The sequence below is a fragment of the Lacihabitans sp. CCS-44 genome (assembly GCF_024343735.1).
Lineage (GTDB): Bacteria > Bacteroidota > Bacteroidia > Cytophagales > Spirosomataceae > Leadbetterella.
In genome coordinates, this window is record NZ_RJUE01000056.1 from 1 (window position 1) to 13,329 (window position 13,329).

Annotated in this window: 15 protein-coding genes and 1 pseudogene; 7 read left to right on the forward strand and 9 right to left on the reverse strand. The window is 31.8% G+C overall.

The annotated features are described in order from the left end of the window. From EGI26_RS10940 to EGI26_RS10955, 4 genes and pseudogenes are all read left to right on the forward strand, one after another. Positions 1-181 (forward strand): annotated as a pseudogene (locus EGI26_RS10940) (transposase); the annotation flags it as partial. A gap of 55 nt (positions 182-236) precedes the next feature. Beyond that, positions 237-1,157 (forward strand): transposase, encoded by a 921-nt coding sequence (locus EGI26_RS10945; RefSeq protein WP_255077348.1) that lies wholly within the window; start codon positions 237-239, stop codon positions 1,155-1,157. 135 nt (positions 1,158-1,292) lie between these two features. After that, positions 1,293-1,994, forward strand: a complete 702-nt coding sequence (locus EGI26_RS10950; RefSeq protein WP_255078301.1) for a hypothetical protein — start codon at positions 1,293-1,295, stop codon at positions 1,992-1,994. A gap of 152 nt (positions 1,995-2,146) precedes the next feature. Beyond that, positions 2,147-3,094, forward strand: a complete 948-nt coding sequence (locus EGI26_RS10955; protein WP_255078302.1) for a hypothetical protein — start codon at positions 2,147-2,149, stop codon at positions 3,092-3,094. Positions 3,095-3,266: 172 nt separating this feature from the next. Here EGI26_RS10955 and EGI26_RS10960 read toward each other — a convergent pair whose 3' ends face one another. From EGI26_RS10960 to EGI26_RS10985, 6 genes are all read right to left on the reverse strand, one after another. After that, positions 3,267-3,668, reverse strand: coding sequence for a hypothetical protein (locus tag EGI26_RS10960; RefSeq protein WP_255078304.1), 402 nt, complete (start codon positions 3,666-3,668; stop codon positions 3,267-3,269). A 92-nt stretch (positions 3,669-3,760) separates the two neighbouring features. Then, on the reverse strand, positions 3,761-4,606 hold the full coding sequence (locus EGI26_RS10965) for a toprim domain-containing protein (RefSeq protein ID WP_255078305.1): 846 nt from the start codon (positions 4,604-4,606) through the stop codon (positions 3,761-3,763). 220 nt (positions 4,607-4,826) lie between these two features. Beyond that, positions 4,827-6,023, reverse strand: coding sequence for a VapE domain-containing protein (locus EGI26_RS10970; protein WP_255078306.1), 1,197 nt, complete (start codon positions 6,021-6,023; stop codon positions 4,827-4,829). A gap of 10 nt (positions 6,024-6,033) precedes the next feature. Beyond that, positions 6,034-6,300 (reverse strand): hypothetical protein, encoded by a 267-nt coding sequence (locus tag EGI26_RS10975; RefSeq protein WP_255078307.1) that lies wholly within the window; start codon positions 6,298-6,300, stop codon positions 6,034-6,036. Positions 6,301-6,302: 2 nt separating this feature from the next. Then, on the reverse strand, positions 6,303-7,580 hold the full coding sequence (locus EGI26_RS10980; RefSeq protein WP_255078308.1) for a site-specific integrase: 1,278 nt from the start codon (positions 7,578-7,580) through the stop codon (positions 6,303-6,305). A 71-nt stretch (positions 7,581-7,651) separates the two neighbouring features. Beyond that, positions 7,652-7,849, reverse strand: a complete 198-nt coding sequence (locus EGI26_RS10985) for a hypothetical protein (protein ID WP_255078309.1) — start codon at positions 7,847-7,849, stop codon at positions 7,652-7,654. A gap of 121 nt (positions 7,850-7,970) precedes the next feature. Here EGI26_RS10985 and EGI26_RS10990 point away from each other — a divergent pair, with 121 nt between their 5' ends. Genes EGI26_RS10990 through EGI26_RS11000 form a run of 3 tightly spaced genes read left to right on the forward strand, consistent with a single transcriptional unit; the run spans position 7,971 to position 10,083 of the window. Further along, a complete protein-coding gene (locus tag EGI26_RS10990; protein ID WP_255078311.1) occupies positions 7,971-8,501 on the forward strand; it encodes a helix-turn-helix domain-containing protein in 531 nt (176 codons plus the stop codon). Beyond that, entirely contained in the window at positions 8,498-9,133 is a 636-nt protein-coding gene (locus EGI26_RS10995; RefSeq protein WP_255078312.1) for a DUF4145 domain-containing protein, read from the forward strand. Before EGI26_RS10990 ends, EGI26_RS10995 begins: the two co-directional genes overlap by 4 nt. Further along, positions 9,130-10,083, forward strand: a complete 954-nt coding sequence (locus tag EGI26_RS11000; protein WP_255078313.1) for an AbiH family protein — start codon at positions 9,130-9,132, stop codon at positions 10,081-10,083. Before EGI26_RS10995 ends, EGI26_RS11000 begins: the two co-directional genes overlap by 4 nt. Before the next feature lie 380 nt (positions 10,084-10,463). Here EGI26_RS11000 and EGI26_RS11005 read toward each other — a convergent pair whose 3' ends face one another. The 3 genes from EGI26_RS11005 to EGI26_RS11015 are packed head-to-tail and all read right to left on the reverse strand — an operon-like array spanning position 10,464 to position 13,205. Continuing rightward, entirely contained in the window at positions 10,464-11,231 is a 768-nt protein-coding gene (locus EGI26_RS11005) for an enoyl-CoA hydratase/isomerase family protein (protein ID WP_255078314.1), read from the reverse strand. Beyond that, complete coding sequence (locus EGI26_RS11010; RefSeq protein ID WP_255078316.1) at positions 11,228-12,073, reverse strand: hydroxymethylglutaryl-CoA lyase; 846 nt, start codon at positions 12,071-12,073, stop codon at positions 11,228-11,230. The genes EGI26_RS11005 and EGI26_RS11010 overlap by 4 nt, the downstream gene beginning before the upstream one ends. Then, positions 12,066-13,205 carry an acyl-CoA dehydrogenase family protein gene (locus EGI26_RS11015; protein WP_255078317.1) on the reverse strand — a complete coding sequence of 380 codons (1,140 nt, stop codon included), beginning with the start codon at positions 13,203-13,205 and terminating at the stop codon, positions 12,066-12,068. Before EGI26_RS11015 ends, EGI26_RS11010 begins: the two co-directional genes overlap by 8 nt. Positions 13,206-13,329 lie beyond the last annotated feature (124 nt).

Below are 13,329 nucleotides of genomic sequence, written 5' to 3' on the forward strand. Positions count from 1 at the left end.
TGAGGAAGAAACAGTTAGGGATTTCCCACTTCGTGGCAAGGCTTGTTTTCTAAAAATCAAGCGACGTAAATGGCTCAATCATGATAGTGGAAAAATAGTCTATAGAAACTGGAATTTAGTAGCCTCAGGAACGCGAATGACATCGGAATTTGCGGCTTTTTTAAAAGGAGCTCTTGGATAATACGCCAATTAGCTGCAAAGTTATAGGTGAATTGTTTCAATTAGACGGCAAACGCTTGCAAGAACAATATGCAGCCCACCTGAGTGGATATACATCTTGGAAACAGCTTGAACATGCCCAACAATGGATACTTTATCCCGAAAATATTGGCGAAAATCTATCTCTGGATGAGACCTGTCTTTCAAATGGTGATTTATATACCATATTGACCAACAAGGCTGCAAAAGGCAAAAAAGGAGCTTTAATTGCGATGGTCAAAGGTACTGTCAGTGATACAGTCATTGAGGTTCTACACAAAATTCCAGAGTCAAAGAGGAAAAAGGTGAAGGAAATAACATTGGACCTTGCTCCAACCATGGAGCGAATTGCTAAACGTAGCTTTCCTAAGGCTAAGCTGGTTTCAGATAGGTTTCATGTCCAAAAGCTAGCCAGTGATGCAGTACAAGAAATCAGAATCAAACATCGTTGGGCGGCAATAGATCAAGAAAATAAAGAAATAGAATATGCTAAAGAACTGAAGAAGAGGTACGTTCCAGAAGTTTTAGAAAACGGTGATACCTTAAAACAACTATTAATCAGAAGTAGATTTCTTTTGCATCAAAGAGAAAGTAAATGGTCTGCTTCTCAAGTACATAGGTCTGAGGTTTTATTTAGACTATATCCTGACTTAAAGCAGGCATACGACCTCAGCATGGAACTATCCAATATTTTCCACCAGTCAAAGAATAGATTAGTAGCTTTTAAAAAACTGGCCTTATGGTATAATTCAGTAGAAAAGTTTGAGGTGAAAACCTTCAATACCATCGCTAGAACTATTCAGAACAATTATGAATATATCCTAAATTATTTCGACAATAGAAGTACAAATGCTTCAGCAGAGTCTTTTAACGCAAAAGTAAAAGCACTAAGAAGCCAATTCAGAGGAGTAAGAGACATAAGTTTTTTCCTATTTAGATTACAGAAAATATATGCTTAACCTCCCCCCAACTTTTTGGATTGATCCAAAATAAGACTAAGACTTATTGAGTTTTATGAGGGATTAAGACTAAATATTGGGATTAGGCCTAAAATACTAACCATATTTTTAGGTTTATTTTTAGTTATCATGATAATGCCAATAATTTTCTCAATAAGAGGATGTGAATCATTGGCCTTTGATGCAAATACTGGTGTAATTGGCGATACAATAGGAGGAATTACTGCCCCATTTATTAATTTTTTAGGGGCAATTTTGGTTTATTTAGCGTTAAACGAACAAATTAAAGCTAATGAATTAATTCAAAACCAATTTTATGCTCAAGAGAAATCAAAAAATGAAGAATTATTGTTTGAAAAAACTTACCATATATTAAATCTACTTATTACATCACTGATTGAATTTTCTTTTAAAAATCCTTTTAGTATTAACGGTGAAACTGGAAGTAGAGCAATAGCTAATTTTTTAGAATTTTCATATTCTTCAAATTCTGATTATAAAAGTTATCGTAAAGAAAAGAAAGCTAAATTCAAAGAAAGGGAGTTTATTAATATTTTGACTGATATTAACCAATTACTGAGTTTTTTTCTTGACCATCCAGATTTAAGTAAATCATATATAAAGATTTTTTATTTTAGATTCACAAAAATTCCTATTTTAATTCCTCCAGATGAAATATTTAATTCTGAAATTGAAGAATATATTGAAATGTCAAATGAAATTTATGACTTGCATTTAAATTTCAGGAAACTATATAATCTCGTAATGTCGGAAAAGGGTATTAAACAAATAGATTTCCAATATTTGGATGTACTAAAACTGTTATTAAAGGCATAATTATTTAGGTATTTATTTGCACAGCTAACGGAGTGTTTTACAGTAAATAACTGAAAATAAGCAAGTTAAATTTACAAAATGATTAACCCACCTTTCAAAGTTTTGAAGGGTGGGTTTTTTGTGTATTTTTGATTGAAAAAAAACAATTAATTGTGAAGAAAAATAGATGGTATGCTGAATTAACTAAAACAGATTGGATTGCAATAACAGTATTGTCATTAGGATTAATTGGAATGTTTTCTTTGCCGTTGGTGGTAACTCAAATTAATAGTGAAAAATGGAATTTGGGTGTTTCAAAAGCTAATGAAATTGGAGATTCAATAGGTGGTGTCCTTTCCCCATTTGTTGGTTATATGAGTGCCATTTTAATTTACTTAGCATTGAGAGAGCAAATTAAAGCTAACAAAATCCTTGGAGACCAAATAAATACTAAAAGCTCTGAAAAAGTTGAAAAAGTCATTAAAAATGTTTACTTGGAGCAATTAGATAAGATTTTGAGCAGTATTGAAAATTACCACCCTTTCTCATATAGTGATTATTACGATGAAGATGATTATTTGAGAGAGACTGATTTCTTTCAATCATTTCAAAATGAAAACTCTTTTAATCTGGTAACTGATTTAATAATTTATAATCCTAAATTATTAAAAAGTTATGGAATACAAATTCGACCAATTATTAAGATTATAAATGATATTAAAAATTTACTGAAAAATGTTATGCAAGACATTGAGCATGACAAAAGTATTTTAAAGGAAATTGAAATTAGGTGTAGAGCAATAATCAACCTTTTTAATCGTAATTCTTTCAAAAAAATAGAAACTGAAAAACTTGAAGATTTATCCCAATTGATTTATTTGAACTCTTATTTAAATCTATTAGATGAATTTTTGATTTTAAAAAAGAAAATTAAACCTAACGCAACAAATACGCTTTTTACAAAAGAGCAAGTGCAAAGTATTAAAGATAGATTTATTAAAATAAAGAGTTTAAAAAATAATGGTCTGGAAGAAAAACCATCTAGCCTCAAAAAGAAGAGCTTTAAAAATAGAATTTTGACTTCAATTACTCTTTTTATTGCGAGATATATCAATGAGTAAACTACTTAGCATTTCAAATGGTTTTTTGATATAAATTTATAGCTTTTTGATATTTTCAAGTCACTTGGTGATACATTTTTGATGCATTTTTAATACAAATTCTCTATTCAAATGCTATAATTATGATACCAAAATGGTATTTTTTTGTCTCCATTTTGGTATCTTAACATACTCAAACTATATCAAATGAACCATTCAAATACTTCTTTTCAAATTCAATAAATTCATTCATTTTCCTAAATCTTGCAAAATTACTTCTTCCATGGTGACACATTGACAAAATATAATCTCCCTTCTTTTTAATGTCGGCTTCCTTATAAGTTTGAATAAGATAAAAATACATAATTGGGTCTAGGTCAAAGTCATTGTCGTTGTATATTCTGCCACAAACCAAATCTTGACAATATTCAAAATCCGAAATACTAAATACCATTTTTATAATCTCCTCTGAATTATTTTGGTTCTTAATTTTCCTTTCCTTAAAAGCTTTTTGTTTACAAGAATTCGAACAATAGATTTGATTTGCTCTTTCAGGTACGAAAGTTTTTTTGCAGTTTTTACATTCTTTTTTCATTTCGCATTAATTTAATTTAGTTACTAATTCGGTTAATAATCGGTAAATATTTGGTCAATTTTTGGTCATTTTTTGGTCAAAAAGCGAATTGCTTATTTGATACCGTTTGAGACTAAAAAATGATTGAAATCTTTATGATTTGGATACATTTCTAGAGACTTGTTTTTAGTATTTTCATTATACGTAAGTAGCTTATTTATAGTAACTAAACCCGATTTGTCGTTGTCTAGATATGCAAATATTTGATTGTAGTTTTTTACAGTCTCTTTAATTGATGGCAAATTGTTAGTTGTATTAAGTATTATAGTACTATTGTGAGGTTTATTCAAGTTGTAAAACTGTAAAGCAGAAAGGAAATCAAAAAAGCCTTCAAATAATGAAAGGTTCTTTGAGTAGTTTTCAATGGTTGTAATTGCGTTTTTAGTTTTGCCTTTAAAACCTAAACCATTTCTTAATTCAAAACCTCCTGAATCATTTTTGAATCCTAATGCATAATATTTTCTTTCATTGGTCACATAGTGAACTTCTTTCAAATACTGTTTTGCTAAATCCATATCAATGCACCTAGAATTAATGTATTGGAATAGATTGGAATTTTGAATTTCCTTTACCTCAAGGATAATGATTTGATTCTTTGGAGTGCTAATAGGCTTAAAACCGCTAAAAGAAAAAGAATGGGTTTCGTTGAATTCTGAAAGTTTATTTAAAGCTTGTTTGAAGCTTAGTTTTTCTTTTTCTCTTATGAGGTCTATAATATCACCATTTAAGCCATTAGACCAGTCAAAAAACACATTCTTGGTAAGTTCCACAAAAAATGAAGGTGTATTCTCATTAGATAATGGTGAATAATACAAAAATTGGTTACCAACTTTATTTACTGGATGAATTCCGAGTGATTCTAAGTAAGCCACAATTGGTATTTTTTTAAAGTCCTTCATTCCTTTTCTTTTAGCGGTTTAAAACAGTTTTCAAAACATTGTTACTCGTTACTCTTTGGCTTAAATACCTGATAAACAATTAAATAAATCGAGTAATCGAGTAACTACTTTTCTGTTTTTTCGAGTAACGAGTAATTGAGATTCATTTTTAGTTACTCGTTTTTATGTGTTACAAAATATTGATTTATAATACTTTATATACTTTTCGAGTAACGAGTAACTAATTATTAGAAATAGCTTTGATAATTATATAATAGCCTTTTTCCGAAAATTTCCTTTCAGCATTGTATTTACTCGAAATAATAAAACCCTCAGTTTTTAAAGCTTTACCTACAAAGTTTCTATTTGTTCGCAATAAACCTGCTCTTATAAGCCAGTCAGTAATTTGACCAGTTGTCATAAAATCAGCTTTGGGGTCTGTTTCTTCCGATGCTTCGAAATACTTTCTTATATACTCCATTTCATCGGTTGTTTTTATGTATTTTCTATTGTGCATTTCTTGTTTTGCCACATCTTCTTTGGTAAGAATGAATTCAAATTTGTTATTGAATAAAAAATAGGCTTGTCTCCAAATATTTTCAATGTAAGTACTTTTGTTGTACCCATCTTTTCCGCCGTTGTCGTGGTTTATTTTTATGATTTGAAAAACCAACCACCTAACATTCCCAGTTTCATCGGTTAAAAATTCCATTTGGTTTGTACTGGCCACAAATGAAGCCCTCCTTCTGAAGGAAACTTCTTGATTGGAATAAAGAGGTCTAAACTTGACTAAGCTTTCAGACAAGACGCTTTTAAACTCATTATTGAGTTCTTTTTTATCAAAGCTTGCTAGTTCATCAAGATTTATGAGGAAGTTTTGAACTAATGAAAATTTCGCTTCCTTTCTGCCACCGAAATCAAAACCTTTTTTGAGGTAAGTTTTCAGTTTTGGAGGAACGAGCCATTCTAAAAAGGTAGTTTTTCCATCATGTTGTTTTCCAACAAATGTCAAACAATGTTTGTTGAAATCTATTTCTCCTATGCCTTGACCGACCATTTGAACCAAAAATTTCTTAAATATTCTTTCAAACCAATGTTGTTCATCGGTTTCAATAAACTTGGTGAGTTCTAAAATGTAATCAGGTTCAATGATTGGGTCAAATGGCTTTAATTGCTTGAAATATGCCTTGAATGGGTCGAATCTTTCAATTTTAGAAGAGTTAATCAAAACGTTCATTTCTTCCTTAAATCGAGTGAAACCAACGTGCATCAATTCATAATTTAAATCGCTCATATTGATAGATTTAAACTCCAGTTCTTTCTTTAATTTACCCTCTAATTCATTGGTAATTTCATTGATTCTTAAATCATACTTTGAATTTAGATAGTATTCAAGCCTTTCTATTTTAGACTTCTCTTTATTCTTTTCTTCACTCATAGCATACTGATTACTTTTGATATAAATCTAAGTCAACAAAAGGATTGCCATAAAAAAGAGTATTCCTAACAGCCAAAAGATGTGTTAACGATGTCTTTAACCCAGCTGCTTGTATATCTGCATCAGTTGATTCAACCAGTGTAAGAATTGCAAAATCTAGCTTCTTTAAAATATGAAAATGTAAAGCTTCTCCATTTGCCCCTCTCACTATGTCTTCACCCAAAAATCCTCCAAAAACTTCCAAAATTGCGGCTTGCTTCTCTTCGCTTAATTGCATAATTATATAATTTTAATTGTTAAAGATTCCATTTCTATAAGTGTTCTTTCGGTGGAAATATTAGCATAGTGTTTTTCAGTAGTTTTCATAGAACTATGGCCCAAAACTCCTTGTAAGCTTTCTTTGCTCAATCCATTTCTTACCATCATTTGGGAAAAGCTTTTTCGCCCCCAGTGCGTACTGATTGGCTTATTTATGTTCGCTATTTGAGCAATTTCCTTTAATACCCTATTGTGGTGGGTATTTGAATAAACTTTGAAACAAAATTTTGATTTTGGATTGAAATGCTTTTCTAAAATTTCAATTGCAATAGGATACAAATGAATAGTTTGAAAATTGGTAGTCTTTTCCCTTGCTTTTCTTATTGTTTTTTTACCCTCAACCTCTACCAAATGCTCATGTTTGAGGTTTTTAAGGTCAGTATATGCCAAACTAGAGTAACATTGAAAAACAAAAAAATCTCTGATATCAGAATATATTTTATTGTTTAATTCCAGTTTATAAATCTTTTGGATTTCATCTTTAGTTAAGTGGTTTTGTAAAGTAGATTTAGACCTATCAAGTCTAATATTTATAAATGGATTGTATTCATAATACTTATTCATTTGGGCTATTCTGTAAGCCCTATTCCCTATTTGAAGAACCTTTCTTATTGTTTCAGGCTGAAAGTCTTTTTCTTTTTTTAAATAAAAAATAAGCCTTTCAATTGAATGGCTATTGATTTCGTCTAACTCAATTCGGCTTTTGTTGAAGTAGAATTCAAAAAAATCAGTTATTCGCTCTATATTTATTAAATACCTTTGAAATGACTTCTTTGAAAGATCCTTATGTAGATAAGATTGTTTTACCTCTTCTGATATTATGTAACAAATATCATTAAAAGATGGTGTTTGATTGATGATATTGTTTTTAGTTAAAACGCTCTCTATTAACCTTTGTGGCTCAATTCGCTTTCCAGTAATCCTTAGATTTGTTGCAAGTTCTTGAATCTTGCTTTCAATCGCTTTTAGTAGCTGTGATTTAGATTCCTCGTTTTTGATTTCAAAGGTTTTTCGGTTTAATGAACCCGTTTTACACCTTATTGCCAAACTCTTTTTGTAGGCTCTACCAAGATATGTAACTGTTAAATAAATAACAGATTGATTCTTTTGGGTTTTATCAAATCTTTCTGAAAATGAAACACCAAGTTTTGGAACTCTAGTAGTCTTACTTTCTGAAAGTGAATTCCTTAACGATTCTAAATCGTTAGGCATTTCAAATTTTCTTTTTACTTTTGTCATAGTTTTTTGTTTTTGTCGTTTGAAAACATTGAATTTTAGCCCTTTCAATTGCAAGTTGAAAGGGCATTTTTTTAGAATAAGTCTTTCGGGTTTTTGTTGAGCCATTTGGCTATTCTTTCCAGTTCATCTAATCGTGGTTGTGATTCATTCCTAATGTACTTACCAAAAGTTTTCTTTGGTATCATTAAAGTATCGTTGTAGATATTTTGAGGAATGTTTGGCTTAATCCTCCCAAATCTCATTTCTATTTCCTTTCCAATTGTATTCATAATATGCATATTTTTTTTATGTATTTGATGCACAAAATTATTACTAAAAGTATTAATTGCAAATATTTATTAGTTTTATTTTACTCTTTTATTAGTTTTAAACGTATTGTATCTTTGTGTTATGAACAAATTATATACTATTATCAAGGCCATTAGAACGGCTAAGGGAATAACTCAGGAAGAGATTGCTGAGAAATTGAGTATGACCCAAGGTAATTATACTAGACTTGAAAGAGGCCAAACTCAACTCACAATAGAGCGATTAGAGAATATTGCAGATATTTTTGAAATGTCTGTTGAAGCAATTTTGAATTATAATAAAGAGAATCCTATTGATTTCAAAGAGGATGTGGAGTATTACTTTAAGTACTCGCAAAAACTTGAAAAAACAATTGAAAATTTAAAGAAACAAATTGAGGAATATGATGAATCTAGTACCGACGATTACAGAAAGTATAATAGTGAAATCGATATTTTAAAAGCTAAAAACAAAGTATTAGTTGAAAAAATCAAACAGTTGGAAGAGTCAATTTCTGAAAAGTTAGCCCATAAGGATTTAATAATTCAAGAAAAAGAGAAGACAATTGAAGACAAAATGAAAATGATTGAAATGCAAGAAAGGACTATTAATATTTTACAAGGTAAATCATGAAAACAGAAAGAATTCCACAATTTAAATTAAATGCATTTGATTGCCCTAATTGCTTGGCTTTTTCCAATCAAATTTGGCATGACGTAATTTTGCGTACATATCAAGTTCCACCAGAAGTTTTCGAAGAATTTTGGTTTGCAAAATGCAATTCTTGCGAGGATTTTTCTATTTGGCATGATGGAAAATTGGTTTACCCATATGAAATCATCGCCCCTTTACCAAACTCAGACATGCCTGATATAGTAAAATCTGATTTCGAAGAAGCTAGGAGAATTTGTAATGATTCACCTAGAGGTGCAGCAGCACTGCTTCGATTAGCGATTGAAAAATTGTGTAAAATATTAGGAAAAGAAAACGATGATTTAAATACAAATATTGGCCTTTTGGTTGCCAATGGTCTGCCTTTAAAAATTCAAAAAGCTTTAGATAGTATTAGAGTTATTGGAAACAAGGCTGTTCATCCAGGCCAAATTGACCTAAAAGATGACATAAAAACTGTATTAAGTTTATTTACTTTTATTAATATAATTTGTGAAAACCAAATAACCCATATGAATTTAATTAGTGAGTTTTATGATGAAAAGGTACCTGAAAGTAATAAGGTTGCTATTGAAAAAAGGGATAAAAAATGAAAAATGAGGTTACACTTGTAATTGGTAATGGTTTTGATATTGGGTTAGAATTAGAAACTAGTTTCTCAGATTTTATGAGAAAATCCAATAAAATTATGGAGAAAGGAAATTCTTCTAGTGGGGCAAGTATTTTTCCTCATTTAAAAGAGGCCCGATTATTTCAAAATTGGATAGACGTAGAAAAGGAATTAAAAAAATTTGTTGCTAGATATCATCATTTTCAAAAACCTGAGTTTATAGAATTGGTTCAACTTATTAAGGAATATCTAGATGATGTTGATAATTCAATAGAAGAAATTCCAATATCAAAAATTCAAGAAACCAAATCTTACAGAGTTCTAGAAGAAATTGTTTGGACTAAATCATACGAAATTTTAAATTTTAATTACACCAAATCAGTTGAATATATTCTGGAAAAAATTTTAAAAGTTGAAAGAGCAGAAATTGACAAAAGGCTACACTATGTCCACGGTAGTCTAAAAGACGACAATATTGTAATTGGAGTTGATGAGAGTTTTGATAAAGCTTTAGATTTTCCTTTTTTGGTTAAATTTCAAAATATTAAATTTCAAAACATCAATATAAATAATAAATTTAAGGAAAGTATGAATGTGGTCTTTTTCGGTCATTCAATAGGGGAAACAGACCATTCTCATTTTGATACTTTTTTCAGTTCTATTTCTGAAATTGAACCACAAAGTGCTAATTCGCTTAATAAAGGTGTTTTTGTATTTTATTATGGTGAAGACGATTGGGATGATAAAGCTAGAGAAATAAATATACTGACAAAAGGGAAGTTTAAGAAACTAATGGACTACAATAAATTTATCAAACTGGATGCTAAATCAGATATAAATAAATTTGATAGAAATTTATTTATTAAAGACCCAAATGCTAGAACAAATTCGGGGGTCTATACTGCAAGTGGAGGAAAAATAAATAGGTATTAATTTTTATATAATTACCACCATTAAATTATTGAAATAAAGGCATTTAAAGTATGAATAGATTTTTATCTCACATTTTATTTTGATACATTTTTCGGAACACATCATTTTGCATTCACCATATCTATCTAATTTTCAGTACTTTATAATGTTTCTTTTTCCTCCAGCTTCGGGAGCATTTAAAGAAAAGCAATCAGAAATGGTTGCTTTTTTTATGTCTTTTTTGACTGGAAATCAGTTGGGTCGCTGCGGTTCGACGTATCGATTCGAGCCCAGCTTCGGGAGCATTTTAAAAAAAGCAATCAGAAATGGTTGCTTTTTTTGTTATCTATTGTTTCACAAATTCGGTTTACTTACATATCAGTCCCAAAGACAATCTTGGATCACTCATTTTGCCAAATCGGAGGCCTTTTTTCGAAAAAAGCGGCTATCCCTTCTTGGGCATCTTTTGAAGTTTTTAGTTCGGCTAGTGTTTCTAACAGATAGTTAAGTTTCTCCTTTTCTTGAAGCTCTTGTAATTTTTTCAGAGCTTCAAATCCCTTTGTTATAGCCAATGGAGCATTTGACAGTATGGTGGATTGTAGACTTTCAAAGTTTTCTTTCGAATAAAAATCATAAACTATTCCCAGCTTTTTTGCCTCCTCCGTATCAAAAGTCTTTGCCGAAATGCATAAATCCATTGCCTTATTTTGTGGCATTATTTTTAACAAAGAACCAAGTACTTGGAAGGGGAAAATACCTCTTTTTACTTCTGGAAGAGAAAACTTAATGTCTTTTTTTGCAAAAACGTAGGTACATTCCAAAATTATCAAAAAACCTCCTGCCATCACATCACCTTCCACTATGGCTATGCTTGGTTTATTCAACTGCGAAATGGCCTTGGCCAAAGAGATATCCTGGTTTTCAATTTCAGGATTTTTATGGTCTAATTCAGGGTTTTCAAAAGTCTTGAGATCCATGCCAGCACAGAAAACTGGCTCTTCGGCATTGATGACCACCAGCCGAATTTCTTTTTCGGAATTGGCAAATTCCAAAGCATGATTTACCTCATTGACCATCGTTGGTGTAAATGTGTTTCTTTTCTCTGGCCTTGCCAAAGTTAAGGTAAAGACATGTTTTTCGGTTTTGGTTTTTATGAAATTATAGGTCATGATATGAGATGCATAAAGCTGTTTTTTAGAGCTAAAATATCTGTTTTTCTTTCAAAAAAATCTAATAACTCTTCCGAAGGAATGTTTCCTACCAAATCGTCTTTTGCAAATGGACACCCGCCATAGCCCATCAAAGCCCCATCGAATTTTCTACAGCCCGCTGCGTAAGCCGCTTTTATTTTTACTAAACTATCTTCCTTTTTTGAATGAAAATGTGAACCAATTCTAAGCTCTGGAAACTCATGAATACATTTCTTGAACAAAGTTGTGATATCCAATATTTCTGCCTCCGCAGTAGTATCTGCCAACGAAAACTCTTTAATGCCCAAAGCCGTGATTTTTCCAATCCACTCTACAACTAACTCTTGGCTCCAAACATCTCCGTAAGGATTTCCGAAGGCCATGGATATGTACACAACCACTTCTTTACCAGCATTTTTTGCTATTTCATTGATGTTTTTCAATCGAATAAATGATTCTTCAATGCCCGCATTGGTATTTCTTTTTTGGAAACTCTCAGAAATAGAAAAAGGGTATCCCAAATAGGTAACTTCAGGGAATAGTGATGCCGTTTCTGCTCCTTTTTCGTTTACTACTATAGCAAGAAGCTTCGTTTTTTTGTTTTTAAAATCCAAAAGCTTCAAAACTTCTGCCGTATCCGACATTTGCGGAACAGCCTTAGGCGAGACAAAACTCCCAAAATCTATCCAATCAAAAGCTTCACTTTCCAGAAGTTTATTGATATGATCCGCTTTTTTCTGGGCTGAAATAGGACGCGAAATGCCCTGAATAGCATCTCTGGGGCAATCCACCAATATTATTTCTTCACTTTTTTTAGGCATCTTTCTTTATTTCTCTTGAAATCACCATTTTCTGAATACTCGACGTTCCTTCACCAATTGTACACAATTTGGCGTCCCGAAAGAATTTTTCAGCTGGAAAATCCTTTGTAAATCCATATCCTCCAAATATTTGAACACTTTCGTTTGAAACTTCAACAGCAGTCTCTGAGGCGAAAAGTTTTGCCATCGCACTCATTTTCGTAACTTTTTCTCCTCGGTCTTTCATCACGCCAGCCTGACGTGTGAGCAATTCCGAGGCCTCAACTTTAGTGGCCATTTCAGCTAATTTAAAGCCAACCGACTGAAAATCAAATATTTTTTGATTAAATTGTTCTCTTTCGTTGGCATATTTTAAGGCACACTCATAAGCCCCACGAGCTATCCCCAGCGAAAGTGCTGCTATGGAAATCCTCCCTCCATCCAAAAGTTTTAGAGCTTGAACAAATCCATCGCCTTCGTTACCAATTACCTGATCTTTATGAATGCGACAATTGTCAAAGAATAAACAGGCAGTTTCGGAAGCCCGCATGCCCAGCTTGTTTTCTTTTTTCCCGGCAGAAAAACCCTCTGTGTCTTTTTCAATGATAAAGGCGGTCATTCCATGACTATCCCCTTTTTCTCCCGTTCTAGCTATAACCACGGCCACATTCGAGCTGATGGCATGTGTAATGAAGTTTTTCGAGCCATTTAAAACATAATAATCACCTTCTTTTTTGGCCACAGTTGTCAATCCGCCAGCATCAGACCCTGAGCCTGTTTCTGTCAGCCCCCAAGCTCCAATCCATTCACCGGTAGCGAGTTTTGGCAGGTACTTTTCTTTCTGTGTTTCATTTGCAAAGCTCAATATGTGGTTGGTGCAAAGTGAGTTGTGAGCGGCCAATGATAAACCAATCGAACCACATACTTTGGATATTTCATCGAGAATGGTGATGTATTCTTGGTAAGTTAAACCAGAACCATTGTATTTTTCTGGGACCAAAATGCCCATAAAACCTTGTTCTCCAAGTTTTTTAAACAACTCAACTGGAAAAATTTGCTCTTCATCCCATTGCATTATCATGGGTCTTATATGAGTTTCGGCAAAATCTCTGGCACTTTGCCTGATGATGGCCATGTCGTGGAAATTAAACATATAATTGTTGATAAAAGGTTGCTTTGCTAATAATTACTTAAACAAATATCACAATTTTTTCTCTAAATATCACAATTATACTCATATTTGCGAATTATTGGTTTCTATTTCAAATACCTTTGAT